The organism is Gordonia ajococcus, from assembly GCF_012974285.1.
GTDB lineage: Bacteria > Actinomycetota > Actinomycetes > Mycobacteriales > Mycobacteriaceae > Gordonia > Gordonia amicalis.
Genome location: NZ_CP052884.1, coordinates 725,890 through 751,667 on the forward strand (window position 1 = coordinate 725,890; position 25,778 = coordinate 751,667).

24 protein-coding genes and 1 pseudogene are annotated in these 25,778 nt (G+C 67.4%); 19 read left to right on the forward strand and 6 right to left on the reverse strand.

Annotated features, from left to right (window positions below; translation table 11 throughout):
* Positions 1–172: 172 nt before the first annotated feature.
* Positions 173–424 carry a hypothetical protein gene (locus GAA2_RS03295; protein ID WP_191834721.1) on the forward strand — a complete coding sequence of 84 codons (252 nt, stop codon included), beginning with the start codon at positions 173–175 and terminating at the stop codon, positions 422–424.
* A gap of 7 nt (positions 425–431) precedes the next feature.
* Here GAA2_RS03295 and GAA2_RS03300 read toward each other — a convergent pair whose 3' ends face one another.
* The 3 genes and pseudogenes from GAA2_RS03300 to GAA2_RS23045 all read right to left on the reverse strand — a co-directional run bounded on the left by GAA2_RS03300 (position 432) and on the right by GAA2_RS23045 (position 2,602).
* Entirely contained in the window at positions 432–1,724 is a 1,293-nt protein-coding gene (locus tag GAA2_RS03300; RefSeq protein ID WP_191834722.1) for an MFS transporter, read from the reverse strand.
* 11 nt (positions 1,725–1,735) lie between these two features.
* A pseudogene (locus tag GAA2_RS23040) lies at positions 1,736–2,287 on the reverse strand (alpha/beta fold hydrolase); the annotation flags it as partial.
* 33 nt (positions 2,288–2,320) lie between these two features.
* Positions 2,321–2,602 carry an alpha/beta fold hydrolase gene (locus GAA2_RS23045; protein WP_248664690.1) on the reverse strand — a complete coding sequence of 94 codons (282 nt, stop codon included), beginning with the start codon at positions 2,600–2,602 and terminating at the stop codon, positions 2,321–2,323.
* 105 nt (positions 2,603–2,707) lie between these two features.
* Here GAA2_RS23045 and GAA2_RS03310 point away from each other — a divergent pair, with 105 nt between their 5' ends.
* Entirely contained in the window at positions 2,708–3,400 is a 693-nt protein-coding gene (locus GAA2_RS03310) for an SDR family NAD(P)-dependent oxidoreductase (protein ID WP_191834723.1), read from the forward strand.
* Between the two features lie 8 nt (positions 3,401–3,408).
* Here the strand turns inward: GAA2_RS03310 and GAA2_RS03315 are convergent, their stop codons facing one another.
* Positions 3,409–4,824: an amidohydrolase family protein gene (locus tag GAA2_RS03315; RefSeq protein WP_191834724.1), complete on the reverse strand. Its 1,416-nt coding sequence runs from the start codon at positions 4,822–4,824 to the stop codon at positions 3,409–3,411.
* Positions 4,821–6,065, reverse strand: a complete 1,245-nt coding sequence (locus tag GAA2_RS03320; RefSeq protein ID WP_191834725.1) for a CoA transferase — start codon at positions 6,063–6,065, stop codon at positions 4,821–4,823. The genes GAA2_RS03315 and GAA2_RS03320 overlap by 4 nt, the downstream gene beginning before the upstream one ends.
* Before the next feature lie 47 nt (positions 6,066–6,112).
* Between GAA2_RS03320 and GAA2_RS03325 the strand changes: the two genes are divergently transcribed.
* The 11 genes from GAA2_RS03325 to GAA2_RS03375 all read left to right on the forward strand — a co-directional run bounded on the left by GAA2_RS03325 (position 6,113) and on the right by GAA2_RS03375 (position 17,677).
* Positions 6,113–7,213 (forward strand): enoyl-CoA hydratase/isomerase family protein, encoded by a 1,101-nt coding sequence (locus GAA2_RS03325; RefSeq protein WP_191834726.1) that lies wholly within the window; start codon positions 6,113–6,115, stop codon positions 7,211–7,213.
* A 68-nt stretch (positions 7,214–7,281) separates the two neighbouring features.
* Positions 7,282–8,715, forward strand: a complete 1,434-nt coding sequence (locus tag GAA2_RS03330; RefSeq protein WP_096273072.1) for an HNH endonuclease — start codon at positions 7,282–7,284, stop codon at positions 8,713–8,715.
* A 119-nt stretch (positions 8,716–8,834) separates the two neighbouring features.
* Positions 8,835–9,491: a TetR/AcrR family transcriptional regulator gene (locus GAA2_RS03335; protein WP_157753361.1), complete on the forward strand. Its 657-nt coding sequence runs from the start codon at positions 8,835–8,837 to the stop codon at positions 9,489–9,491.
* A 337-nt stretch (positions 9,492–9,828) separates the two neighbouring features.
* The gene (locus GAA2_RS03340) at positions 9,829–11,295 is read left to right on the forward strand and encodes an APC family permease (protein ID WP_198362490.1); all 1,467 of its coding nucleotides are present in this window, start codon (positions 9,829–9,831) and stop codon (positions 11,293–11,295) included.
* 85 nt (positions 11,296–11,380) lie between these two features.
* Positions 11,381–11,851 (forward strand): flavodoxin domain-containing protein, encoded by a 471-nt coding sequence (locus tag GAA2_RS03345; protein WP_096273076.1) that lies wholly within the window; start codon positions 11,381–11,383, stop codon positions 11,849–11,851.
* Positions 11,852–11,935: 84 nt separating this feature from the next.
* Positions 11,936–13,147 (forward strand): cytochrome P450, encoded by a 1,212-nt coding sequence (locus tag GAA2_RS03350; RefSeq protein ID WP_157753362.1) that lies wholly within the window; start codon positions 11,936–11,938, stop codon positions 13,145–13,147.
* A 16-nt stretch (positions 13,148–13,163) separates the two neighbouring features.
* On the forward strand, positions 13,164–14,384 hold the full coding sequence (locus tag GAA2_RS03355) for an FAD-dependent oxidoreductase (RefSeq protein ID WP_157753363.1): 1,221 nt from the start codon (positions 13,164–13,166) through the stop codon (positions 14,382–14,384).
* Between the two features lie 131 nt (positions 14,385–14,515).
* Positions 14,516–15,277 carry a crotonase/enoyl-CoA hydratase family protein gene (locus tag GAA2_RS03360; RefSeq protein WP_096273083.1) on the forward strand — a complete coding sequence of 254 codons (762 nt, stop codon included), beginning with the start codon at positions 14,516–14,518 and terminating at the stop codon, positions 15,275–15,277.
* Between the two features lie 61 nt (positions 15,278–15,338).
* Positions 15,339–16,109 (forward strand): SDR family NAD(P)-dependent oxidoreductase, encoded by a 771-nt coding sequence (locus GAA2_RS03365; RefSeq protein WP_096273085.1) that lies wholly within the window; start codon positions 15,339–15,341, stop codon positions 16,107–16,109.
* A gap of 99 nt (positions 16,110–16,208) precedes the next feature.
* The gene (locus GAA2_RS03370) at positions 16,209–17,219 is read left to right on the forward strand and encodes an alpha/beta hydrolase (RefSeq protein ID WP_096273087.1); all 1,011 of its coding nucleotides are present in this window, start codon (positions 16,209–16,211) and stop codon (positions 17,217–17,219) included.
* Positions 17,216–17,677: a MaoC/PaaZ C-terminal domain-containing protein gene (locus tag GAA2_RS03375; protein ID WP_096273089.1), complete on the forward strand. Its 462-nt coding sequence runs from the start codon at positions 17,216–17,218 to the stop codon at positions 17,675–17,677. The genes GAA2_RS03370 and GAA2_RS03375 overlap by 4 nt, the downstream gene beginning before the upstream one ends.
* A 21-nt stretch (positions 17,678–17,698) precedes the next feature.
* On the opposite strand, the gene kstR is transcribed toward GAA2_RS03375, so the two are convergent.
* Entirely contained in the window at positions 17,699–18,349 is a 651-nt protein-coding gene (gene kstR / locus GAA2_RS03380) for a cholesterol catabolism transcriptional regulator KstR (RefSeq protein WP_005194416.1), read from the reverse strand.
* A gap of 137 nt (positions 18,350–18,486) precedes the next feature.
* On the opposite strand from kstR, the gene GAA2_RS03385 reads away from it, so the two are divergent.
* The 6 genes from GAA2_RS03385 to GAA2_RS03410 all read left to right on the forward strand — a co-directional run bounded on the left by GAA2_RS03385 (position 18,487) and on the right by GAA2_RS03410 (position 25,759).
* Positions 18,487–20,673 carry an acyl-CoA dehydrogenase gene (locus tag GAA2_RS03385; protein WP_096273091.1) on the forward strand — a complete coding sequence of 729 codons (2,187 nt, stop codon included), beginning with the start codon at positions 18,487–18,489 and terminating at the stop codon, positions 20,671–20,673.
* A 119-nt stretch (positions 20,674–20,792) separates the two neighbouring features.
* Positions 20,793–21,932: an acyl-CoA dehydrogenase family protein gene (locus GAA2_RS03390; RefSeq protein WP_096273093.1), complete on the forward strand. Its 1,140-nt coding sequence runs from the start codon at positions 20,793–20,795 to the stop codon at positions 21,930–21,932.
* A 2-nt stretch (positions 21,933–21,934) separates the two neighbouring features.
* A complete protein-coding gene (locus tag GAA2_RS03395; protein WP_096273095.1) occupies positions 21,935–23,098 on the forward strand; it encodes an acyl-CoA dehydrogenase family protein in 1,164 nt (387 codons plus the stop codon).
* Positions 23,095–24,132 carry a bifunctional MaoC family dehydratase N-terminal/OB-fold nucleic acid binding domain-containing protein gene (locus tag GAA2_RS03400; RefSeq protein ID WP_096273097.1) on the forward strand — a complete coding sequence of 346 codons (1,038 nt, stop codon included), beginning with the start codon at positions 23,095–23,097 and terminating at the stop codon, positions 24,130–24,132. Before GAA2_RS03395 ends, GAA2_RS03400 begins: the two co-directional genes overlap by 4 nt.
* Positions 24,129–24,587 (forward strand): MaoC family dehydratase, encoded by a 459-nt coding sequence (locus tag GAA2_RS03405; RefSeq protein WP_096273099.1) that lies wholly within the window; start codon positions 24,129–24,131, stop codon positions 24,585–24,587. The genes GAA2_RS03400 and GAA2_RS03405 overlap by 4 nt, the downstream gene beginning before the upstream one ends.
* A complete protein-coding gene (locus GAA2_RS03410) occupies positions 24,587–25,759 on the forward strand; it encodes a lipid-transfer protein (protein ID WP_006435764.1) in 1,173 nt (390 codons plus the stop codon). Before GAA2_RS03405 ends, GAA2_RS03410 begins: the two co-directional genes overlap by 1 nt.
* Positions 25,760–25,778: the final 19 nt, after the last annotated feature.

Consider the following 25,778-nt stretch of genomic DNA (forward strand, 5'->3'; position numbering starts at 1 on the left):
CTGAGTCACGCTAACCCGGTGAGGTGAGACGACGGGGCACATTCGTCGAAAGACGCACGTCGGCCGACCGAACGACTCCGGGACAGCCGGGGAACATTCCCGACCCGCTCCCGCTCCAAGTACACGAACGCAGCAGACAGCCCGCACCGGCGGGCACGACGAAAGGAACACCATGAGCACCCAGATCCCCGCAGACGGAATCGTGGTCGACACCGACGATGACGGCTACGCCGAGTCGATCGCCTACGACACCAACGACGACTGCGTGATCGACCTGATCGAGGCCGACAGCGACGGTGACGGCTGCACCGACATCGCGGTCGCCGACACCGACTGCGACGGCATCTTCGACACCGCGGTCGACGATCAGGGCAACGTCGAGGTCGGCGACTTCGGCAGCATCGACGGAAGCGACGCCGTCTGAACCAGGCTCAGTCGATGGCGGGTTCGGGCCCCACCCGCGATCGGCTCCTCCGGTCGGCGACGAAGGCGAGGAATGCGGCGGCCAGGCATGCGGCCGCGCCGACACCCAACCCCACCCGCGGATTGGTGGCCTCGATGATCGCGCCGATGAGCGGACCGCCGATCGGCGTCGACCCCATGAAAGCCACTGACCACAGCGCCATGACCCGTCCTCGCATCCGGGGTTCGGAGTTGAGCTGGAGAGTGGCGTTGCCGGTCGACATGAACGTCACGCTGAGCCAACCCACCAGGAACAGCGCGCAGATGGCGGTGATCAGGTCCGGTGCCAGCGCCGCCGCGGCGATCGTGATGCCGAATCCGAACGCGGCCAGCGTGAGCGGCCGCAGTCCGATGGTGCCGCGCGCCGCGACGACGAGCCCCCCGACGACCGCGCCGACCCCCATGGCCGACGTCATGAAACCGAGAGCCTGTGGCCCACCGTTGAAGACGAAGTCGGCGGCAGCCGTCAGGGTGACCGGGAAGTTGTATGCCAGGGTGCCGACCAGGGCCATGGTGGCGAGGGGAATCCACAGCGACGGGATGCCGCGGACATAGCGGATGCCCTCGCGCAGCTGTCCTTTCGCGCGGGGGACGGGGGTCTCCTGGGTGATCTTCGTGCCGTCGAGCGCGATGAGCGAGACGACCACCGCCAGGAAACTGACCGCGTTGATCGCGAAACACCAACCCGCACCGACGAGTGTGAGGATGACGCCGGCGACGGCCGGACCGACCGCGCGAGCGGCGTTGACCATCACCGAGTTCAACGTGACCGCGTTGCGGATCAGCGATTTCCCGACGATCTGATGAATGAATGCCTGCCGCGCAGGCTGTTCGAAGGCGTGTCCGAGGCCGAGCAGCACCGCGAGGATCGCCACGTGCCACACCGCCACCACCGCGGCGAGCGTGAGTGCGGCGAGCACCGCTGCCAGCAGGCCCATCATCGCCTGGAGGACCGTCAGCAATCGCCGACGGTCGACGCGGTCGGCGATGACACCGGCATAGGGTCCGATCAGGAGAACCGGCAGAGCCTGCAGCGCGACGATCAGGCCGAGGACCGACGCCGATCCACTCAACGTCAGCACCAGCCAGGCCTGGGCGGTCGCCTGCATCCAGGAACCGGTCATCGACACGGACATGCCGGCGAAGAAGATCCGGTAGTTGGGGACGTGCAGCGAAGCGAAAACGCTGTCGCGTGAATCAGATGAGTCTGATGAGTCCGACGAGTCGCGGTCGCTGATCTCGGGAGCGCGGTCGTCGGTCATCGACATCCATGCTAGGCCCGAAGGAAGTCGTCGATGGCATCCATCAGCGCGAGGGGCTGTTCGAGTGGGATGTGATGGCCGGCCCCGGCGAGTTCGACGACGCGCGCCGGTTGGTCGAGGCCGGCGGTGACGATGTCGATCATCGCGGGGGTCACGACCCCGTGCTCCCCGTAGACGACGCCGAGTCGGCAATCGCTCGGCGGGTGCGGCGGGAGATCGGTCAATTCGTCGGCGAACCCGCGATCGAACTTCCATCGCCATCCGTCGTCGTCGCGGACCGCCGACTGCCGGGCGACATGGTCCTTGGCGTAGTCGAGGCTCGCGTGGTCGGGCACGAGGCGGAACCGTTCGAGCGCTGCGTCGAGCGAGGGATAGTGCTTGCTGCGTCGAGGGATGCCTCCCTCGGGCTGGTGGCGCTGGATCTCGTCCAGCATCTCGGCGTCGAGGATGCGCGAGTCGACGAGCACGAGGTCGGTGATCAGGTCGGGGTGGGCGATCGACGTCCGGATGCCGACGAGGCCGCCGAGACTGTGTCCCACGAGGACCGCGTGGTCGCCCGCGTGTGCGGCATGGGCGACGGCGGTGACCTCGTCGGCTCAGGTGTCCAGGGTGTAGGTGTCGCGCCAGTCGCTGTCGCCGTGGCCGGACAGATCGAGGGCGACGACGCGACGTTCTCCTGCATACCGCGGCGCGATGTGGTCCCACCAGCCGGCGTGGGCCGCACCGCCGTGGACCAGGAGGAGGCCGGGTGAGCCGGGTTCACCCCAACAGCGGTAGGTGATGCGCGCACCATGGACGGTGACCGACGAGTGCTCGGGTTTCGTCGCGACGGCCGTGCGGAACCACTCCGGTGCCTCGGAGGTGACGTTCGTGCTCATCGACACAGCCTCTCACGCATACGGTGAGATGAATGCACACATTCAGACACCTGCAGTAGTGTCGCCGATGTCGAACGAAGTGCGAGAGACAAGGACGGATTGGCGATGGCACAAACGGTGATCGTGTCGGGCGGTACGGGCGGATTGGGTTCCGCGGTCACGAAGAAGCTGCTCGACGACGGTTGGCGTGTGGTGGTGCCGTGGGTCGTCGAGGCCGAACTGTCGCGTCTTCCCGAGTCCGGTCGGCTCGTCACCCTCCGTGCCGATCTGTTCGACGAGTCGTCGGTGGCAGAGGTCGTCGCGACCGCCGCGGGGGAGTCCTCGGCGCCGGTGACCGCGGTGGTCAACCTGGTCGGCGGGTTCGCCATGGGGGAGCGCGTGGACGTGACGCCGGTCGAGGAGTTCGAGCGGCTGCTCCGCCTCAATTTGCGGTCGCTGTATCTGCTGTCCGCGGCGGCGATCCCGAAGCTGATCGAGGCGGGTGGCGGATCGATCGTGGGAGTGTCGGCGAAGGCCGCATTCGCGCCGTTCTCCGGTGCTGCGGGTTACATCACTTCGAAGGCTGCCGTCTGGGCGTTCATCAGTGCCCTCGCCGCCGAGTACAAGGACGACGCCATCCGGGCCAACGCGATCCTGCCGTCGGTGATCGACACCCCGGGTAACCGGGAGAGCCAACCGGATTCCTCCCGCAAGGGCTGGGTGTCCCCGGAGACGATCGCCGAAACCGTCGCCTTCCTGGTCTCCGACGCCTCCGCCGCGGTCACGGGAGCGCAGGTTCCGGTGCCGGGCGTCGGCTGACAGCCGGATCATCCCTCACGTCGGTAGGCGATGCGACCGCGGATCATCGTGCAGTGCAACGCCTCCCGGCCGGTCTGCAGTGCTGACTCGAGCGTGTCGTCGAGCAGGACGAGGTCGGCCGGTTCGCCGGTGCGGACCGTTCGCGGCGCTGCGCCCACGGCGCTCAGCGGCGTCAGGTAGCGATCCAACGCCGTCACGCGGTCGAGCTTCTCGTCGGCACCGACCGTGCGGCCGTCCGGGGTGAGACGGTTTGCGGCCGCCGCGATCACTTCCCACGGGTCGACGGGGCCGTACGGTGCGTCACTCGACATCGCAAGCGGCACACCTCGTTCGAGGAGGGAAGCGCACCGGTAGAGGTCGGGGACGTCCGAGGCGTCGAGGCGATCCAGATAGTCGTCACCGCGTGCCGCGATGAATCCCGGTTGGGTGACGACGGCGATCTGCGTGTGGCTCAACTCGTCGACGGTCTCGGCAGCGATGATCGCACCGTGTTCGATCCGATCGTCCGGCCGACGGCCGACCTCGTCGAAGGCGGCGAGGAGCAGCAGGAGGGCTTCCCGGGTCACGCAGTGCGCGGCGACCCCGCGTCCCCGCGAATGCGCGGCGCGGATCCGCTCGCACAGGCTGGGGAAGTCGGGGAGGTCGGAATCGGCCAGCACGATCTTGAACGGGCCGACGGTCACCGTCGGTGGGAGGTCGGGGGTCGCATCGAGTGGGACTCCCAGTAGGTGAAGTCGTTGTGGCACAGCCCCGTTCATATGTGATGAGACGAGTGCGTCGACGGACTCCGTCGACACTTCCGGCGTGGCGTCGGTGACGCCGGTGATGCCGAGTCGGGCCAGTTCGGAACCGACCTGCGACAGGTCGGGTGGACGGGAGTGGCCCATCCGCTCACGAAGCCAGTCGTCGGCGCGCCACACGCGTCCGGTCGGTGCGCCGGAGTCGTCCCGCTCGACACCGGGATGTTCGGCGGTCCGCAACCCGACGGCCTCGGCCGCTGCGGTGTTGAGGAACCACACCGCGCCGCTGCGGTGCTGGATGCGGACCGGTCGGCGGGAGTGGAGGCGATCGAGGGTGGTGCAATCGAGCAGCCCGGCAACGGTTTCCACGTATCCGACGCCACGGACCCAGCCGGCGGGGTCGAGATCGGGGGCGCGGTCCAAGGTGGCGGCGAGATCGTCGGAGCTCGTCACCAGCGGCGGACCGCACTGCACCGACGCCGAGGCCGCCGCGAGCGCGTGGAGGTGGATGTGATGGTCGTGAAGGCCGGGGATGAGCGCTCCGCCGTCGCCGTCGATGATCTCGAATCCTCCGGGCGCGTCGCCTGCGAGATCCACTCCGACCGCTGTGATCACACCGCGGTCGACGGCGACGTCGCGGACTCCCGCGGGGAGGGTCACACGGCGGAACAGTGTCGCGCTCACCGGATGATCCCCAGTTCGGTCAGCACCGAGTTCGTGTCCCGCCCCGACGGTGCGGCGTCGGCACTGGAACCGGCCCGTGCCCGGGGCGGATCGAGTGGGACTGTGCCGGAATCGGTGTCGACCACCCACTGATCGCCGTCGCGGTACGCGGGTGGCGGCGGTGGTCCGCCGAGGGTCGACGCGACCGTGGCGCGCATCGACAGGTCCCACAGGGTGCCGCGACCGGGACCGGGTTCACACATCGCGAGCGCGGCGGCGGTCAGCCCGGACAGCGGGTCGGCGATCGCGTCGCCCACGAACATCAGGCCTGCGTCGTCTTCGGTGACCAGTCCCGCCGACGCGGCGACGTCGTCGCCGAAGCCGATGCGGTCGGAGTCGCGCCCGGCGGCGGTGATGGAGATCCAGGTGGTTCCGGAGGCGACGAAATCCTCGGCGCGCAGGCCGAATCCGCGCAAAGCCCGTGGTCGGGACGCTTCGATCACGATGTCGGCGGCCGCGACGAGTCTTTTCAGCGCGCCGCGTTCGGCGTGGACCGTCGGATCGAGGACAACCGACGCGTGCCCTCCATGCAGCAACCGGTAGAAGTCTTGGTCTCCGCGCCGAGCGCCGTCCGGACGTTGCGGTGTCTCGATCTTCACCACTCGCGCTCCGGCGAGACCCAGCAGGTGTGCGCACAGCGGGCCGGCCCACAGGGCACTGAAGTCGACGACGAGCAGGCCGTCGACCGAACGCGGAACGCCATTCGGACGCAACGCGTCACGTGCCTGGTCGGCGATCTCGTCGCCGTGAGCGACACCGCCGCCGGCGATCCCCAACAAGGTGGCGCGTGTGTCGAAATCCGCTCGGGTGTGCTGGGACGTCCACTCGGCGACCGCCGGCCAGACGCTGTCCTCGGTCACCTCGCGTTCGATCAGCGCACCCAGCAGTAGTGGGTCGTCGGGGCGGGCGGAACTCACCGCGACCCAACCGTCGTCGGCGGGCAGGAGGCGCCCTGATCCGCCCGGGGTGAGATCGCCTTGCCGAGAGTGCCCGGTCAGTGCGGCGCGCTCGGCGAACAGGGCAGCGCCGTCGATGTCGGCGGCGCCGTTGCTCGCCTCCCGAATCCAGTCGCCGAGTTCCCGCGCGAGTGTCGCTGCCCGACCCGGCGGGATGAGAGGTGGACCGTCGGATCGGCCGGTGAGATGCGGGATACCGCTGGCGGCCCAGTCGCGCACCGGATCATGGGACGCATGGCTGGACACGGACGAAATGCTACCGTCCGCACGTAAAGCTCAGGAGGTTCACCGCCATGCAGATCCGTCGTATCTCGATCGCCGACCTGGCCGCAGCACCGGTCATCGGAGGTGGGGACCTGCTCGGCGACGGTGCAGCCGTGGCGTCGCCGGTCGCGCTGGTGGACCTCGACACCGTGGACGACGTGACCGACGACGACCTGGTCCGGGCGGCCGACCGTGCCTCGGCATCGGACGTCATCCTGGTGGGGACGTCCACCAGGATGATGGACGACGAACTGTTCCCTCTGCTGGATGGCCTCGATCTCACGTATGGCCCACCCGGCACCGACCATCGCGCGGTGATCGGCGTCGACGACGTGGAGGTGGCAATCCGGAACTTCACCGACGCGGTCTCGCGATGTCCGCAGGCCTCGCTCGTCGCCGCGCAGGTGGTGCGCGCAGCCGAACCGCTCGATCCCGTCCCTGCCATCGACGTCGAATCCCTGGGCTACTCGACACTGCAGGGCGGCGACGAATTCGGCCGATGGCTGGAGGAGCGTCGCGCCAAGGGGCGCCCGCTTCCGCCGCCCGCCGTCGACGCGGTGCTGCTCGACCGCGACGGTGACACCCTGCGCATCACCCTCAACCGGCCCGAACGCCGCAACGCCTACGGCACCGCGCTGCGCGACGCGTTCGTCGACGCGTTGCGCCTGGCAATACTCGACGACTCGATCGATCACGTCGTCGTCGACGGGGCGGGCAGTGCGTTCTGTGCCGGTGGCGACCTGGACGAGTTCGGACACATGCCCGACGCGTCGACGGCCCACCTGATCCGCACCCGCGGGGGAGCGGGACGACTCGTGGCCGTGCTCGCCGACCGCGTCGAGGTCCGCCTGCACGGTCACTGTGTGGGCGCCGGCATCGAGATCCCCGCCTTCGCAGGCCGCGTCGTCGCCGCCCCGGACACCCGTATCCGTCTGCCCGAGGTGTCGATGGGCCTCATCCCGGGAGCCGGCGGCACCGTCAGCGTGCCCCGGCGCATCGGACGGTGGCGGGCATTGCACCTGTTCGTCACCGGTGCCGAGATCGACGCCGAGCAGGCACTGGGCTGGGGGTTGGTCGACGAGATCGGGGCTGAGTCTGGAGCGTTCCGCGGAACGCTCGCGAAGTCGTGACCTGCGAAACTGTCGGTAGTCGGCGGTAGCTTGTTCGTATATCTGTTCGAACTGGCTGGGAGGTCGGGATGTCTATTACCGCGTTGCGTGGCGAGGGCGTGTCGTCGTTGTTCGACGGTGCGGATCCGGCGTCGTTGTCGGACGAGGTACTCGAGGGGCGGGTGCTCGGCTATGCCGCGCAGATCACCGCGATGACCGCTGAATTCCTCGACCATGTGGCGGAGTTGGATCAGCGGGATTCGTGGCGGGGTCCGGGGATTCATTCGCTGGGGCATTGGTTGTCGTGGCGGGCGGGGCTTTCGCAGCGCACGGCGCAGGAGCAGATCCGCGTGGCCAGGGCGCTGCGTGAACTTCCAGCGGTCCGGCAGATGTTCGGTGAGGGCCGGTTGACGTACTCGAAGGTGCGTGCGTTGACGCGGGTGGCAACCCCGCTTCGTGAGAAGGAACTGGTGAATGTGGCGTTGTCGTGCACGGCGTCGCAGTTGGAGCGGGTTGTGCGGGCGATGCGGCAGATCGACAGCTCGGCCGGCGGTGATGGGGAGCAGCAGCCCGTGGAGTCACGGGGTAGTTGCGAGTGGAACTTCGACGGCACGTTGTCGGTGTCGATGAGACTGGCGCCGTTGGACGGTGCCCGGTTCTTGGCGGGTGTGGTGCGGGCCGAGTACGAGAGGACTCGCACGGTAGGTGATCCGGATCTGCCGGTGTCGGGGAGCGTTCCGCGGAACGCTTCGGACGATCGGCTGGAGACCGTGGGTGCTGCGGATTCGGAGATCAATCCGGCGAACCGGCCGGATCTATGGCGCAACGTGCCGTCGAACCTGGCGCCGGCGGTGGTCGCGATGGCTGATGCGGTCCACGAAGGGATCGGCATGCCGGAGTTGGCGCCCGGTGCGGAGATCCTGGTGCATGCGGGTGAGGGGGTGAGGCCTCACCTGGATGACGGACCCGCGCTGGCGGAGGGGGAGCTGGCGGAAGCGGCGTGTGGGGCGTCGGTGCGGGAAGCGTTGTCGAAGAAGGTGTCTGGTCGACCCGGTAAGCGTGCGTTGTTGGGGTTGGGGCGTAAGCAGCGGACGCCGTCCAAAGCGATGATCCGGGCGCTGTTTCTACGGGATCGGTGCTGCCAGACGCCGGGGTGCGGGCGCACGCGGCATTTGCATGCGCATCACGTCGTGTTCTGGTCCAACGATGGCGAGACCGAGCTCGACAACCTGATTCTGTTGTGCGGGACGTGTCACCGGGCGTTGCACAGAGGTGAGTTCGCGATCAAAGCGCATGGGGGACAGCGGTTCACGTTCTACATGCCGGATGGTTCGGAGATAGGCGTGAGTCCAGATACCAAAGCGCCGGGCGGGTGGACGCCTGACGAACGGATCGCTGCGGATGCCACGGTGCCGGTGGGTGGCGGCAAACTCGACATCGGGTACGCCACCGAGGTGATCTATGCCGTCTGGGAGTGGAAGGAACGCCAGCGTATGGCGACTGCTGCATCTGCGGCTGCGTGACCGGGTGAGTTCATTACGCGACCGTCATTCCAGTTAACACCCGCGTCACATGACCCTTGCTATCGTCAAAACACGACTTCGGTCGCGTTATGAGGATGGACGAGAGGAGGGGTGTGGACATGACCGATGCCGGTTCCGGGCGGGTCTGGGGCACGATCCCGCCTACGCGTCTTCCCGGGGGCCTCCGCAAGAAACCGCTGCAGGAGCGATCCAAGGCGGCGATCAGGAACGTCCTCGACGTTGCGGCTCAGATCGTCCTCGAACAGGGCGTCGACGCCCTTGTCGGATCGCCGACGCTGCTGCTCGAACGATCGGGCTTCAGTAAGGGTTCCTTTTATGCGTTCTTCGAGACCCCCGACAGCGTTCTCGATGAGCTGGCACTCCAGTGCATGCTGGACTCGCGGGAGGAGCAGGCGAAACTCTTCTCCGACCCGGGCTTCGGGACCTGGACGGAGTTCGTCGACGCCCTCGTCGACCAGTACTGCGATTGGTTCCGCATACCGCTCGTTCGTGCCATCTGGGTCGGTCAGCGCTTCACCGCCAATACCCGCCTGCGCGACCGCATCTGGATCGAGGAGATGGCGGTCATGCTCCACGCGGAGTTGTCCGGTTACGAAGGGTGCTTCGAGAATCTCACGCTCACGCAGTGTGAAGTCGTCGTCGAAGTACTGGAACGCTTGGGGCAGGTCGCATTCCGTGACGATCCAGACGGATCTGAGTCGGTGATTGACGAGATGCGAACTCTAGTCCACGGCTATCTGGCCGTCTGTCAATAACTTACAAGAACCCACGTGTGTCTGCGCGTGGGTTCTTGCGTGTTCGCAGTCGGCTGGCATGGTTCCGGCAATTTGACGAGACATTTTGTATGCGAACACTTTTCGATGTTCCTTGGTCAATGCGACACGCGACGCTCACCTCCCTGGAAGCTGTTACTCCCGTGTCACCCCGATTTACGTATCGGACACAAATGAGAACGCATACTCAAGTCGCGACTGAAGTCGCGTTTGGAACCCCGGGCCGATCCCGCCGACGACGTCGCGACCGGCTACCGCGCGAATCGATTCGCGCGCAGAGATTTCACGGACCAGACAACTTCGGACCAAGGAACACGACATGACCATCGAACAGATCAAGGTGCCGCAGGCGGCCGCCGCTACGGCACCTGCGGCGCCGCAGCGCCTACGCGGCGATATGGGCGTCGGCGAGCTCGTGATGAGCGTGCTCGCCTTCTCGGCGCCGCTGACCACGGTTGCCGGCTTCATCCCGGTTCTCCTGCTCTTCAGCGGGTCGAGCGCGCCGGCAATCTATCTCGCAGTGACGGCGCTGCTGCTCGTCTTCTCGGTCGGATTCGTCGCGATGGGCCGGACAGTGCCCAATCCCGGTGGCTTCTACGCCTTCATCACCGCGGGGCTCGGACGATCCGCCGGACTGGGTAGCGCGCTCCTCGCGACGGCCGGTTACATGGCCATCGGGTTCTTCGCGCCGTCGATGTTCGCGATCACTGCCAAGGGCTTCCTCGAGCCACTCGGATTCCCGGAGATCCCCTGGTACGTCTACGGGCTGGGCATCATCGCGGTGACCACCGCTCTCGCCTACCGGCGCATCGACCTGTCCGCCAAGGTCCTGACACTGGTGATGGGGCTCGAGGTCATCGCGGTCGTCGTCTTCGACGTCGCATCGTTCGTCAACGGCGGACCAGCCGACGGCGGTGGCGCAGGATTCACGCTGCCGGCGATCTCCGACAACGCTCTCGGACTCGCGGTCCTGTTCGTACTGGGCAACTTCCTCGGATTCGAGGCAACGGTGATCTACCGCGAAGAGGCCAAGGACGCGGAGAAGACCATCCCGCGCGCGATGTTCATCGCAGTGGCCGGCATCGGCGTGTTCTACGCACTCGCCGCTTGGGCCTACCTGGCCTTCCTCGGTGATGACAAGGCGCAGGCGGCGGCTGAGGCGGACACGGCTGGACTGTTCAACTCCGCCATGCTCACCCTCACCGGGCGCGTCGTCTCCGACATCATCACGGTGCTGCTCATCACGTCGATCCTCGCCTCGATGCTCTCGATCCAGAACGCCTCGGCTCGCTATCTGTTCTCGCTGGGTACCGACGGTGTGCTTCCCGAGAAACTCGGTCGCGTCCACCCGAGTCATCGCTCGCCCTTCATGGCCGCTTCGTTCGTCGGCGCCGTGTGGACGGTACTGCTCGTTGCCTTTGCGGTGATCGGTACCAGCCCGGACAGCCTCTACGCGAAGGCCGCCGGCGCCGGGAACCTCGCGATCATCCTCGTCATGTTCCTTGCGAGCCTGGCAGTGGTGGCCTACTTCTACAAGCGCCGCGCCGTGACCACGCTGTCGAAGTGGAAGACCGTGGTCGCCCCGGTCGTCGCGTCTGTCGGGCTTGGCATCGTCGCCTACCTCGCAGTCGCCAACTACTCCGATCTCCTGGGTGACACCGGCACGGTAACCACCGTCTTCCTGGCGATCACCTTCGGCATCCCGATCGTCGGCTTCCTGTACGCGCGGGTGCTGCGCGGCCAGAAGCCCGACGTCTACCAGCGCATCGGACGCCAAGAGTTCTGAGAACGACTCCCGATCCAGGTCTGCCGCCGGGTCGTGAATGCCCGGCCCGGTGGCGGCCAACCCCTCAACCCCGAAAGGCCGAGCCATGAACGTGATCATCCTGTACGGCACCGAATCCGGAAATGCCGAGATGGTGGCCGACGACGTCGCAGAATTCCTAGGCGGCAACGACTTCGACGCGACCGTGACCGCCATGGACGACTTCGACGTCACCGGATTCGACGACCTGACCGCCGGTGACACGCGCCTGCTGCTCATCACCTCGACCTACGGCGAGGGCGGTCTGCCCGCTACCGCGGAACCGCTGCACTCCGAACTCTCCGGTTTCCGCCCGGACCTGACCGGGATCGAGTTCCTGGCCTTCGGTCTCGGGGACAGCACTTACGAGACCTACAACAACGCCGTCGACGTGCTCTCGGCAACCTTCACCGATCTCGGCGCCCGACTTGTCGGGGAGATCGGGCGCCACGATGCCGCGTCGGGTGAGGACCCCTCGGAGATCGCCACCGACTGGGCGCGTGTAGCACTGGTCGAATCTGCCGCTCTCGCAGTCTGATCCACTGATCGCGCGCGAATGCCTTGCGCCAACGACCGCCCACCAAACGCGACTCCGGTCGCTTCCCGACGAAGGAGCTCAACCATGACCGTCACGATCGAACCGGCCGCCTCGTTCGACGATCCCGCTCTGCCCCCGGAGTCCGAGCTGCTGCCGTGGGACGACCAGGAGTTCCGGGACAACCCGTACCCCTGGTACGAGAAGGTGCGTGCGGAGAGCCCGGTCTATCAGGTCTCCGACGGGACGTACCTCGTCTTCCGGCACGCCGACATCGTGCGGTGGGGCAAGGACCCGTGCATGAGCGTCGCAGACCCCGACATGGGTGCCTGGGAGGCCTTTGCCTACACGATGCTATTCAAGGATCCGCCGGAGCACACCGCGCTCCGTCGTCGTACGGCCAAGTGGTTCACCCCGAAGCTCATCAAGCGGTGGGCTGAGCACACCGCCGACGTCGTGCGCGAGACGCTCGACGCGGCGACTCCGGGTGAGGTCATCGAGGCGCACCTCGAACTGGCCGTGAAGCCGACGCACGTCACGATGTGCCGCATCCTGGGTTTTCCGGAGCATGATGTGAAGCCGGTTCCGGAATCGATGATCACGGCCATGGATGCTCTTGTCGCCGAACCGCATCCGGACTCCGATGCCGCTGCCGCGCAGGCGTTCGCCTACCTCGAGGGTCGGGTGCGTGAGATGATCGCCGAGAAGCGACGCAACCCCGGCACCGGACTTGCCGACGAACTCATCGCCGCCCAGGATCGGGGTGAGCTCACCGAGCTGAACGTGCTTCAGACCCTCATGCTGCTATTCGGTTCCGGCGGGCACAACCCCGGATTCACCGGAGCCATCGGCCTCGAGTTCTTCGCCCAGCGGCCCGACATCCTCGAGACCTACCGCAACCAGCCCGAGGAGCGGTCGATGATCATCGAGGAGCTCATCCGACTCAACCCGGCCGAGATGTCGTTCCCGCGCATCACGACCGCCGACATCGAGATCAGCGGCGTGCAGATTTCGGCCGGCAGCACGATCCGCTTCATGATCGGTTCGGCCAACCGCGATCCCGAGGTGTTCGAGCGCCCTGACGAGTTCGACCACACCCGTCCGCTCGCGGCGAAACACCTCTCGTTCAGCATCGGACCGCATGCCTGTGCCGGACAACTTCTTTCGCGGGTGGAACTCGAGACGATGTTCACCACCGTCGCCGAGCGGTGCGAGCGCATCGAACTCGCCGGTGAGCCGGTCACCTACCACACCGACCGCGGGCGCAACTACCGCTCGCTGCCGATTCGCCTGCACTGAACCGAGAGAGCCTGACATGACGAAAACCGTTGCAGGACAGAATACTCGACACGCCGAAGTCGCCATCGTCGGTGCAGGTCCGTCGGGTTGCTATACCGCCATCGCGTTGCGGCGGCTGATGCCCGACGCGGCGATCACCGTCTTCGACCGGCGCATGACACCGTTCGGCCTGCTCCGCTACGGCGTTGCCGCCGACCATCAGGGCATGAAGAACGTCGCCCGGCAGTTCGACCGGGTCTTCGCTTCGCCGGGTGTGCGGTTCGTCGGCAACACCGGCATCGGTCGTGACCTGTCCCTGACCGACCTCCATGCCGCCTTCGACGCGGTCGTCGTCGCTACCGGGTTGCCGAACGATCGGCCCATCGGGATAGCGGTCCACCCTGACGCCAGGGTCCTGGGTGCGGGGGAGTTGCTGCGCTTCATCAACGCCGATCCGGACAGCGTCCTTCGCGGCGCCGACGCCGATTCGTGCAGGCCGCTGGGCGAATCGGTGGTCGTCGTCGGCGCGGGCAACGTCGCGATGGACGTCGCTCGACTCCTGTCCAAGACGGCGGAGGACCTTGTCGGTAGCGATGTCGACGACGAGGCCCGAGCCGCGCTCGAAGCGGAGAACCTCCGGCGCATCGACATCGTCGCGCGCGGTCCTCGCGATCGGGTGCGGTGGGACGCCGCCATGCTCCGCGAACTCTGCGAGCTGCCGGGCGTGGGTGTGTCGATCGACGGTGAGCAGGTGGCGGGTGATGGTGAACCGCGGGTGGCCGTGAACGTCCACTTCGCGGTCGATACCCGCGCGGTGGATCACCGCGACGGCCGGGCGGTCCTGGCGGGGACACATTCTGCGTCGAACACCGAGGTCGAGTTCGTCGCGGACACCGTGATCACCGCGATCGGGTTCGTGGCGGAGAGCGACGCTCCTGTCGACCCGGTGATCAGCACGCAGATCTTCCGGGTCGGAGGTGCGCAGAGCGGAGTGCTCGGGAACCTGGCCCAGAATCGAGCTGCCGCGAAGAACGCTGCCGCACAGGTTGCAGATGCGCTTTCCGTCAGGTGCATCAGCAAGCCGGGCCTGGCCGGCGTCGAGCACCTCCTGCCTGCGAGGGTCGTCGACTTTGCCGACTGGCGGATCATCGACGATGCTGAGGTCGCACGTGCCCGGCCCGGGCGGTGCCGGACCAAGTTCAACTCCCGAGAGGAGATGATCGACGTGGTTCGGTCCAGCGACGGGGTACTTGTCTAACTCAGTTCGTTCATTTTCCCCATTGGGCGGCCCCTTTCTGATTACGATCACTCGTGAGCTGCGGCCGACGCCGCCCGATTCCGCGTGAGCGCGTTCGCAGCGATCGTCGAATCGGTGAGGGGTCAGCGACAATGTCCGACGCAGTTCTCGTGGAGCGCCGGGGGCGCATCCTCGTCATCACGATCAACCGGCCGCAGGCGCGGAACGCCATCAATTACGAGGTGAGTCAGTCGCTCGCCGACGCGATGGACGAACTCGACGACAGTCCGGAGCTGTCGGTCGCCATTCTGACCGGTGCGGGTGGGAACTTCTGTGCCGGAATGGATCTCAAGGCCTTCGCGGCGGGCGAGTCGGTGGCCATCGAAGGGCGCGGGCTGGGCTTCACGCAGAAGCCGCCGGCCAAGCCGGTCATCGCGGCCGTCGAGGGGTTCGCGCTCGCCGGCGGAACCGAACTCGTTCTCGCCACCGACCTCGTCGTCGCGTCGAAGTCGGCGAAGTTCGGCATTCCGGAGGTCAAGCGCGGCCTCGTCGCGGGCGCCGGCGGACTTCTGCGCCTGCCCAGGAAGATTCCCTATCAGAAGGCCCTCGAGCTGGCGCTCACCGGCGACAACTTCACCGCCGAGCAGGCCGCGGACTGGGGCTTCGTGAACGTCCTCACCGATGAGGGCGGTGCGCTCGACGGTGCTCTCGCCCTTGCCGAGCGCATCACCGAGAACGGCCCGCTGGCCGTCGCCGTCACCAAGCGGATCATCGCCGAGTCGGAATCGTGGAGCGACGACGAGAAGTGGGACCGTCAGGGCGAATTGCTGGCGCCGGTCTTCACCTCGAAGGACGCGATCGAGGGTGCCCGCGCGTTCGCGGAGAAGCGCAAGCCCGAATGGACCGGCGCCTGAGGGTCGTCCGCAGTCAGGGCCCGCTGTCAATCTGACCATGAGATCGATGTGAGGAGAACAGATGTCGTTTGAGGGTGAAGTCGTACTGGTGACGGGCGGTGCCGGTGGACTCGGCGCGGCGACGGTGCGGCGCCTGCACGCCGCCGGTGCGTCGGTCGTGATCGCCGACCTGGCCGACCGGCCGGCGAAGGAACTCGCGGAAGAACTGGGCGAGCGGGCGGTCTACGCGCGCACCGACGTGCTCGACGACGATTCGGTGGACGCCGCGCTCGAGCAGGCGAGCGAACTCGGTGTCCTGCGTTATGCGGTCATCGCACACGGCGGTTTCGGTGTGGCACAGCGGATCGTCAATCGCGACGGATCGCCCGCAGAGATGAAGGGGTTCGTCAAGACCCTCAATCTGTATCTCACCGGAACCTACAACGTCCTGCGTCTCACCGCGGCGAAGCTCGCGGCCGGTGAGCCCAAGGAGTCCGGTGAGCGCGGTGCGATCGTGATGACCAGTTCGATCGCCGGTTACGAGGGTCAGATCGGGCAGACCGCCTACGCCGCCGCCAAGGCCGGCGTCATGGGTCTCACCCTGTCGGGCGCGCGCGATCTCGGCTCGGTTGCGGTGCGCCTGAACACCATCGCTCCCGGAACGATGCGCACGCCGATCATGGAATCGATGGGGGAGGAGGCGCTCACCAAGTTCGCCGCGGGTGTGCCCTACCCCAAGCGACTCGGTCTCCCCGACGAATTCGCGGCGCTGGCGCAGCATCTGCTGGAGAACGGCTACATCAACGGGGAGATCGTGCGCCTAGACGGGGCGCAGCGGTTCCAGCCGCGCTGATCACAAACGCCTAACGACGACCGTCTCGGCTTGGGACGTCCCGCCGATCTCGGTTACCTTTGTTACGTCTGAGAACATTGTTAACAAAAGGGGCTACTGGTGCGTTCCTCGTGGAAGAGGCGACTGAGTGTCGTCGCGTGTGCCGTCGCGGTGGCGGCGACCGGATGGGCACCGGCGGCGCTTGCCGCACCGGCGCCCGACCCGAATCGCGCCCGGATCGACACCGTCATCCACGATTCGGCCCACCAGACGACGCTGATCGTCTACTCGGCTGCGATGCGCCGACTGGTCCCGGTGAACGTTCTGCGCCCCAACAACCAGACCAAGCCGCGTCCGACGCTCTACCTCCTCAACGGGGCCGGTGGCGGCGAGGACTCGGCGACCTGGGCGGCGAAGACGCAGTACGCGAAGTTCTTCCGCGACAAGCAGGTCAATGTGGTGACGCCCATCGGCGGTGCGTTCTCGTACTACACGGACTGGCAGCGTGACGACCCGGTCCTCGGCCGCAACAAATGGACGACGTTCCTGACCCGAGAACTTCCCCCGTTGGTGGACAAGGAATTCAACACCACGAGGAAGAACGCGATCGCCGGGATCTCGATGGCCGGTACATCGGTGCTGAACCTCGCCATCGCCGCACCCAGGCTCTACAAGTCGGTCGCCGCCTACAGCGGTTGCGCCCGCACCAGTGACCCGCTGGGGCAGACGTACATTCGGATGGTCGTCGCCGACCGCGGCATGGGCAACGTCGACAACATGTGGGGCCCGATCGGTTCGGCGGGATGGCGCAAGAACGACCCGTACGTCAATGCCGCGAAGTTGCGCGGAACCAAGGTCTACATGACCAGTGGCACCGGACTTCCCGGGTGGTACGACCGTCTCGAGGCCCCGCTGGTCGCCGGGGATCCCTTCACGCTTGCCAGCCAGGTGGTCGTCGGTGGGGTCATCGAAGCCGCGGTCAACGAGTGCACCAAGCAGATGGCGCAGCGCATGCGCGCGCTGAAGGTCCCGCACAAGGTTCTGTTCCGTCCCGACGGCACGCATTCCTGGGGTTACTGGGAGCGCGACCTCAAGACCACCTGGCCGATGATCGCCAACGACCTGAAGTGAGCGAACCCGATCGACTGTGGGCCGATGACCTCGAGGCCGGACAGGTCTTCCGGTTCGGCACGCACCACGTGACCGAAGAAGAACTGCTCGACTTCGCGCGGACCTGGGACCCACAGGACTTCCACACGGACAAGGCCGCGGCCGAGGCCGGCGCCTACGGCGGGCTCATCGCGAGCGGACTGCACACGATGTCGATCTACCAGAAGCTCGCCGTCACCTCGGTCCTGTATCGCTGGAAGGTCATCGCGGGCAAGCGTCTTGCCGATGTCGTCTTCCTGCGGCCGGTGCGTCCCGGCGATACGTTGACGGGTTCGCTGACCATCGACGCCGTCGAATTCGACGACCGCGACCGGGCGCTCGTCACGTCCACCTCGGAACTCGTCAATGTGGCCGGCAAGCCGGTGATGCGGACCGTCGTCGAGGCATATGTGCATGCCCGGCCGAAAGCCGCACCCTGAGAGGTCCGTGTCGGGCTCAGCTCAGTTGGCGCGGTCCTTGAGCAGCAGCCGGACCGTGAGCTCGAGGCGATTGGTGACGTCGGTGGCCGACGCGCGGCGGGTCAGCCACTGCACGAGGTTCGACATCCACACATCCGAGAGCACGCGGGCGATCGCGAGATCCTCTTCCGTGGGCTCGCCCACGCCGACGATGGCGCCGGCGAGGAGCCGGTCGATGATGCCGGCGACCTGATCGACCTCGGCGGTCGCCGACGCGTCGGCGAACATGAAGGCGCGGGTCATCGCCTCGGTGAGCAGTGGGTCGCGCTGCATCGCGAAGGTGATCATGTCCAGGACGTGGCGCAGACGGTCGATTGCGGTGTCGCCCCGCAGCTGTGAGCGATCGACCTTCGATTCGACGCGTTCGAACTCGCGCGCCAGTGCGGTGACCAGCAGGTGGACCTTGGACGGGAAGTAGCGGTAGAGCGTGCCGACCGCGACGTCGGCCTTGTCGGCGACGGTGCGCATCTGGACGGCGTCGTAACCGCCCTTGGAGGCAAGTGCGAGCGTCGCGTCGAGGATGCGGCGGCGGCGTTCGCGCTGCGCGGTGGAACCGGCTTCGGGCGACGCGGCAGGGGTTGCGGCCCCCGCTGGGGCGTCGACCGCGGCGTTGCCTGGTGCAGAGCGGGCCATGTGTGTACGGACATCCTCACGTGATCGGCGACCGGGGAGGCGGGGGATTCACGGGTGGCTACCCGATCACCTCCACCCATGGCATATTAGAACAGGTTCTAATTATTCCTCACAACTCGACATACAGAGGATCACTCGTGACTATCGCCACGTCTCCCGAACAACAAGCCGTATGCCACAGTATCGAGTCCTGGGCGCGCGCCGCGAAGGTGACCGAACTCGTCCGTTCCGACCTCGACAAGCCGCGCGACCAGTGGACACGGCTGTTCGGTCAGCTCGCGGAGTTCGGTGTGTTCGCGGCCGCGGTGCCGGAGGCGTCCGGTGGCCTCGGGGCGGGATTCGTCGACGTCGCGGCGATGGTCGAGCAGTGTGGCATCGAATTGGTCCCGGGGCCCGTCGTCCCGACGGTGACCGCTGCTCTCGCGCTCGCCACCAGCGCCGATGCCCGGGCGCAGGCGCTCCTCGACCAGGTTCTCGAAGGTGCGGTACCCGTCGTGACGCCGGTCGCGAGCCACGCCGGCGGGGCGGCCGCACCGCTGTCCGACGCCCTCGACCTCGGGCTCGTCGGCGGCTACTCCGAGGGTGTCGCGGTCCTCGCGGCGCTCGACGTCCCCGGTCGCGACGGTCGCTGGTGGATCCTCCCGCCGAACGTCGGCAGCGCCGACATCGCGCCGGAGGCCCCGCTCGACGGCACCACCTCGGTGGCCCGCGTGCGGCTGACCGGTGTCACCGCCGACGATCTCGTCGAACTGCCCGATGCGCCCCTCGTCGAGGGACTGCTGTCGGCGACCCTTGCTGCGTATCAGAGCGGCGTCACCCGCTGGACCCTCGACACCGCGGTCGACTACGCCAAGGTCCGCACACAGTTCGGTGCGCCGATCGGATCGTTCCAGGCGATCAAGCACATCTGTGCCGAGATGCTCTGCCGCAGCGAAGAGGTCACGGCCGTCGCATGGGACGTGGCCGGTGCGGTCGACGAGGTGCTCAACGCCTCCTCCGACGAACTCGCCTCTGCGCGAGAACAACTCGAGATCAGCCGGCTCGCCGCCGACGTCGTGGTGGCCCAGGCGCCGGCTGCCACGGCCAAGGACTGCATCCAGGTGCTCGGCGGGATCGGGTTCACCTTCGAACACGACGCGCATCTCTACCTGCGGTCCGCACTCGCCGCGCAGGCGGCTCTGGACCACGCGCACGATGCCGCCACCGCGCTCGCCGACCGCGGGCTCGCCGGTGCACGCCGGCGCTTCGCCCTCGACCTGTCGCAGGTCGAGGACAAGCGGAACGAGGTCCGCGAGACGGTCGCACGCATCGCGGCGGCCGACGCCGACGACCAGCGGCGCGTCCTCGCCGAGACCGGTTACCTCACCCCGCACTGGCCGGCGCCGTACGGACTCGGTGCCGATGCGGCCCTGCAGTTGCTCATCGACACCGAACTCGACGCGGCCGGCGTCGTCCGGCCCGACCTCGTCATCGGCGCCTGGGCGATTCCGACGATCCTGTCCCACGGCACCGACGCGCAGCGCGAACGCTTCGTCGCCCCGACCCTCGCCGGCGAGATCGTCTGGTGCCAGCTGTTCAGCGAACCGGAGGCCGGTTCCGACCTCGCCGCGCTGCGTACCAAGGCGGAGCGCGTCGACGGCGGCTGGAAGCTGTCCGGTCAGAAGATCTGGACCTCGCAGGCGCACAACGCGCAGTGGGCCATCTGTCTGGCGCGCACCGACGCCGAGGCCCCCAAGAACAAGGGGATCACCTACTTCCTCGTCGACATGTCCTCGCCGGGCATCGACATCCGGCCGCTCCGCGAGCTGACCGGTCGCGCCAACTTCAACGAGGTCTTCCTCGACGACGTCGTCGTGCCCGACGACTGCGTGGTCGGCGAGGTGAACAACGGCTGGCGGTTGGCCCGCACGACCCTCGCGAACGAACGCGTGGCGATGGGCGGGTCCGGGCTCGGCAAGGAGATGGAGTCGCTGCTGCGTCAGGTGCAGGGCATGACGCGCGACCTCTCCGACGCCGAACGGGTGGCACTCGGCAGCCAGTTCGCCGACGCACATGTCGGTCGGGTCCTCGACGCCCGTGCCGCCACCCAGCAGCTCGCCGGACTCGACCCGGGTGCGCTGTCCAGCGTCCGCAAATTGATCGGTGTGCAGCACCGCCAGTCGGTGCCCGATCTCGCCCTGCGGCTCCTCGGCGTGCAGGGCCTGGCGGCCACCGATGCGTCCGACGCGGTGCTGCAGAACCGCTGTCTGTCGATCGCCGGTGGAACGACCCAGATCCTCAAGACCGCGGCGGCGGAACGCATTCTCGGTTTGCCGCGCGGCTGACCGGTCCAGGCTGCGCGAAACCGCAGATAAAGCCGGATCTCTACCCCCGGATGCGCCGACTCTGATACAACTAGAACAAGTTCTAGTTCTGTAGTTCGCGCACGGTGAGGAGACGCAGGGTGGACTTTGCCCTGGACGGCACGGCGATCGCGGTTCGCGACGTCGCGGAGGACGTGTTCGCACGACGACAACCCGACTGGGAGTCGACCTTCGGCAGGCGGGATTCCGGCGAGTCGGGAGCAGGTGAGGCGGGAGCAGGTGATCAGGTCGGCGGCTTCGATGCCGAGACCTGGCAGGCGCTCGTCGACGCCGGGTTGCTCGCGTTGCCGTTACCGGCCGACCACGACGGTGACGAGGTCGACGAGGCGGGACTGCTGCCGCTGTTCCGCCGGATGGGGCGCGCCGCCGCGGTGACCCCGGCGCTCGGCACCCTGACCGCCGCGCTCGTCCTCGCCCGGGCTGCCGGCGACGGTGGGGACGTGTGGTCGCGCTGGGCCGAGTCCCTGACCGCCGGACGCTGGGCTGCCATCGCGATCGGCGAACACGGCGACCCGCTGACACCGACGCCCCAGACGAGCGTCCGGGGCGGGCGACTCAACGGCACCAAGGTCGGGGTCCTGCACGCCGAGGGTGCCTCGGTCCTCCTCGTCACGTCCGACGCCGGCGTCGTGGCCGTGCCCCCGACGGCCGACGGTGTCACTCTCACCCGTACCCCGTCATCTAGCGGGTGGGGCGAGTACACGATCAGCTTCGACGACGTCGCCGTCGACGATGCCGATGTCATCAGTCGTGAGTTGGCGGTCCTGCGCGATCGCTATCGGCTCGCGCTGTGCGCCTACGCCGACGGTCTGGTCGCTGGGGCCACCCGGCTCACCGCCGACCACGTCTCGACGCGCGAACAGTTCGGCAAGCCGATCGCGCTGTTCCAGGCCGTCGGTCAGCAGCTCGCCGACATCTACGTCGTCGGTCGGTCGATGGAGCTGTCGACCACCGCCGCTGCCTGGCGTCTCTCCGAAGGCCTGGACGCCGCAACCGATCTCGGCGTCGCCGCCTACTGGCTCGCCGAGGAGATCCCGCCGACCCTGCGGACGATGACCCATCTGCACGGCGGTATCGGCGTGGACATCACCTATCCGCTGCACCGGTACTTCTCCGTCGCCAAGGACCTCGCCCGCCTGGTGGGTGGGGCCGCGGTGCGGCTCGACGAACTCGCCGACATCACCGAGGGCGCTGCCCCGGCCGACCGAGCACAGGGGTGAGCATGTTCATCGATCTGACGCCCGAGCAGCGCGCGCTGCGCGAGGAACTCCGGGAGTATTTCGCCGACCTGGTGACCCCGGAAGAAGCGAAGGTCATGCTGACCGAGCGGCACGGACCCACATACCGCAAGGTCATCAAGCGGATGGGCGACGACGGCTGGCTCGGTGTGGGTTGGCCGAAGGAGTTCGGCGGCAAGGGCTTCGGGGAGATCGAACAGCAGATCTTCACCAACGAGGCCGTCCGCGCCGACGTCCCGCTGCCGTCGGTCACCCTGCAGACCGTCGGCCCGACCCTGCAGGTCCACGGCACCGAGGAGCAGAAGCGCAAGTTCCTGCCCGCGATCCTGGCCGGCGATGTGCACTTCGCCATCGGCTACACCGAACCCGAGGCAGGCACCGACCTGGCGTCGCTGAGCACCACCGCCGTGCTCGACGGCGACCACTATATGGTCAACGGCCAGAAGATCTTCACCACCGGTGGCCACGACGCCGACTACATCTGGCTGGCCGTGCGCACCGACAAGGACGCGCCCAAGCACAAGGGCATCTCGATCCTCATCGTGGACACCACGGATCCCGGATTCAGCTGGACGCCGATCATCACCGCCGACGGCGCCCACCACGTGAATGCCACGTACTACCAGGACGTGAAGGTCCCGGTGTCGATGCGCGTGGGTGAGGAGGGCGACGGCTGGAAGCTGATCACCACGCAGCTCAACCACGAACGCGTCATGCTCGGACCGGCCGGGCGCATCGACGGCCTGGCGGCTCGACTCCGCGCCTGGACTCAGCGTCCGGGTCCCGACGGCACCGTGATCGCGAAGCATCCCGACGTGCGGCGTGCCCTGGCCACCATCGACGCCTACGGCCGGATCAACGAACTGCTCAACTGGCAGGTCGCCTCCACCGGTGAGGCGATCTCCATGGCCGACGCCGCCGCGACGAAGGTGTTCTCCACCGAACGCATCCAGTCGGTGTGCCGGATGGCCAACGAGATCATCGGCCGCTACGGCGATTTCACCGATCCCGAGACCGCCGCCCTGGTGGACTGGCTCGACGTCCAGCAGAAGCGTCACGTCGTCATCACCTTCGGCGGCGGGGTCAACGAGGTCATGCGCGACATGATCGCCACCGCCGGTCTCGGACTCCCGAGGGCGAAGCGTTGAGCGCCCCCGAGCTGACCGGGGACGAGGCGATCCGCGCTGCGGCGCAGGGGATCATGGACGACGGTGCGAGCGCACCGGTTCGTGGGCGCGACCCGATCAATCAGCCGATGATCAACAATTGGGTCGAGGCGATGGGCGACGAGAACCCCATCTACGTCGACGACGCCGCGGCGCGTGCTGCGGGGCATCCGGGTGTGGTGGCACCGCCGGCCATGGCCCAGGTGTGGACGATGCGCGGACTACACGGGGTCCGCACCGACGACGATCCGCTGGGTCGCGCGACGCAACTCTTCGACGACGCGGGTTTCACCTCGGTCGTCGCGACCAACTGCGACACCGTCTATCACCGCTACACCCGACCGGGTGAGGAGGTGTCACTCTCGGCCGAGCTCGTCGAGGTCGTCGGTCCCAAGAACACCGCACTCGGGGAGGGCTGGTTCTTCACCACCCGCAACGTGTGGTCGGTGCCGGACGACAACGGTGCCGACGAGATCGTCGCGGAGATGCGCTTCCGCATCCTCAAGTTCCGTCCGGCCGCCAAGGCCGCTGCACCCGAGACTGATTCGTCGGCTCCCGATGACCTCGACGCGGCGAAACTCCTCAAGCCGAGCGTCTCGCGCGACACGGCCTTCTTCTGGGAAGGGGTGTCCGCACACGAACTGCGCATCCAGCGCGACGGCGACGGTGCGCTGCGCCATCCGCCGGTCCCGGCCACCTGGAAGCCGCGGGAGGCCGACGGATCGGTGCCCGAGACCGACTACGTCGTCGCGTCGGGAACCGGAACCGTGTACAGCTACGTGGTGCACCGGGCGCCGAAGGTCCCCGGCCGGCAGTTGCCGTTCGTCGTCGCCCTTGTCGAACTCGACGAGGGTGTCCGGATGCTGGGCGAACTGCGCGGCGTCGCACCGGAGGACGTCGCGATCGGAATGCCGGTGCGGGTGACCTTCCTGGACTTCCCCGCGCGAGACGAGGCGGGAACACCGGCATGGACGCTGTATGCCTGGGAACCGGCGAGCGAAGGGGGAGAAGCGTGACCAGTGTTGCCACGTCGACGGTGAGCGTCGGAACGGCCTTGCCGCCGTTGGTCATCGACGCGACCCCGACCTTCGTCGTCGCGTCTGCCATCGCCACCCGCGACTTCCAGGACGTGCACCACGACCGAGACCTGGCGCAGGCCAAGGGCTCCAAGGACATCTTCGTCAACATCCTGACCGACACCGGCCTGGTCGAACGGTTCGTCACCGACTGGGCCGGTCCCACCGCCCGAATCCGTTCGATCGCATTGAAACTGGGTGTGCCGTGGTACGCCTACGATTCGGTCACCTTCACCGGGGAGGTCACCGAGATCGCGGACGACGGCCTGCTGACGGTCGCCGTCACCGGGACCAATTCGCTCGGCAAGCACGTCATCTCGACCGTGACCCTCACCATCGGTGAAGGCTCCTCGACGACGAATCAACACGCGACGACGCAAGGGGAGGGGCACTGATGGGCGGGCTGTCCGGACAGGCGGCGATCGCCGGCATCGGGGCCACCGAGTTCTCCAAGGACTCCGGCCGGAGCGAGCTGCGGCTCGCGGCCGAGGCGGTGTCGGCGGCGATCGCCGACGCGGGTCTCACACCGGCCGACGTCGACGGTCTCGTCACGTTCACCATGGACACCAACAGCGAGATCTCGGTGGCCCGTGCCGTCGGAATCCCGGAGCTGACCTACTTCTCCCGGATCCATTACGGCGGCGGCGCCGCATGCGCGACCGTCCAGCAGGCCGCGATGGCGGTGGCGACCGGAGTCGCCGACGTCGTCGTCGCCTACCGCGCATTCAACGAACGGTCGGGACTGCGGTTCGGACAGGTGAATTCGGCGGTCGCCAACCAGGAGAACTCCTCCGGTACCGAGAACGCCTTCAGCTATCCGCACGGGTTGTCGACGCCGGCGGCATTCGTCGCGATGATCGCCCAGCGATACATGCACGACTACGGCGCCACCAGTGCGGATTTCGGCCGGATCGCCGTCGTCGACCGCAAACACGCCGCGGTCAATCCCGACGCCTTCTTCTACGAGAAGCCGATCACTCTCGAGGATCATCAGAACTCGCGGTACATCGCCGAGCCGTTGCATCTGCTCGACTGCTGTCAGGAGTCCGATGGCGGTGTCGCACTGGTGATCGTGTCGGCCGAGCGTGCCAAGGATCTGCCGAACCGGCCCGCCGTGATCTCCGCGGCGGCGGCCGGCTCCGCGGCGGACCAGTACATCATGACCAGCTACTACCGCGACGAGCTGGCGTCGTTGCCCGAGATGGGACTCGTCGGACGCCAGCTCTGGTCGCAGTCCGGCCTCGGTCCCGAAGACATGGACATGGCCGTCCTCTACGACCACTTCACGCCGTACACGCTGCTCCAGCTCGAAGAGCTGGGCTTCTGCGGACGCGGTGAGGCCAAGGACCTCGTTCGTGAGCCCGGGGCCCTGGAGGTGGGTGGCCGGCTGCCGCTCAACACCCACGGCGGCCAGCTCGGCGAGGCCTACATCCACGGCATGAACGGCATCGCCGAAGCCGTCCGTCAGCTCCGGGGCACCTCGGTCAATCAGGTCGACGGCGCCGAGAAGGTCGTCGTCACCGCTGGAACCGGCGTCCCCACAAGTGGATTGGTGCTGACCGCATGAGCGCCGATCCGAGCACCGA

Coding starts and splice junctions, on each gene's coding strand:
- GAA2_RS03350 (WP_157753362.1), top strand. CDS start 11,936: ATGACCGTCACGATCGAACCGGCCGCCTCGTTCGACGATCCCGCTCTG.
- GAA2_RS03360 (WP_096273083.1), top strand. CDS start 14,516: ATGTCCGACGCAGTTCTCGTGGAGCGCCGGGGGCGCATCCTCGTCATC.
- GAA2_RS03335 (WP_157753361.1), top strand. CDS start 8,835: ATGACCGATGCCGGTTCCGGGCGGGTCTGGGGCACGATCCCGCCTACG.
- GAA2_RS03345 (WP_096273076.1), top strand. CDS start 11,381: ATGAACGTGATCATCCTGTACGGCACCGAATCCGGAAATGCCGAGATG.
- GAA2_RS03330 (WP_096273072.1), top strand. CDS start 7,282: ATGTCTATTACCGCGTTGCGTGGCGAGGGCGTGTCGTCGTTGTTCGAC.
- GAA2_RS03365 (WP_096273085.1), top strand. CDS start 15,339: ATGTCGTTTGAGGGTGAAGTCGTACTGGTGACGGGCGGTGCCGGTGGA.
- kstR (WP_005194416.1), bottom strand. CDS start 18,349: ATGGCCCGCTCTGCACCAGGCAACGCCGCGGTCGACGCCCCAGCGGGG.
- GAA2_RS03355 (WP_157753363.1), top strand. CDS start 13,164: ATGACGAAAACCGTTGCAGGACAGAATACTCGACACGCCGAAGTCGCC.
- GAA2_RS03295 (WP_191834721.1), top strand. CDS start 173: ATGAGCACCCAGATCCCCGCAGACGGAATCGTGGTCGACACCGACGAT.
- GAA2_RS23045 (WP_248664690.1), bottom strand. CDS start 2,602: ATGAGCACGAACGTCACCTCCGAGGCACCGGAGTGGTTCCGCACGGCC.
- GAA2_RS03410 (WP_006435764.1), top strand. CDS start 24,587: ATGGGCGGGCTGTCCGGACAGGCGGCGATCGCCGGCATCGGGGCCACC.
- GAA2_RS03340 (WP_198362490.1), top strand. CDS start 9,829: ATGACCATCGAACAGATCAAGGTGCCGCAGGCGGCCGCCGCTACGGCA.
- GAA2_RS03395 (WP_096273095.1), top strand. CDS start 21,935: ATGTTCATCGATCTGACGCCCGAGCAGCGCGCGCTGCGCGAGGAACTC.
- GAA2_RS03325 (WP_191834726.1), top strand. CDS start 6,113: ATGCAGATCCGTCGTATCTCGATCGCCGACCTGGCCGCAGCACCGGTC.
- GAA2_RS03310 (WP_191834723.1), top strand. CDS start 2,708: ATGGCACAAACGGTGATCGTGTCGGGCGGTACGGGCGGATTGGGTTCC.
- GAA2_RS03300 (WP_191834722.1), bottom strand. CDS start 1,724: ATGACCGACGACCGCGCTCCCGAGATCAGCGACCGCGACTCGTCGGAC.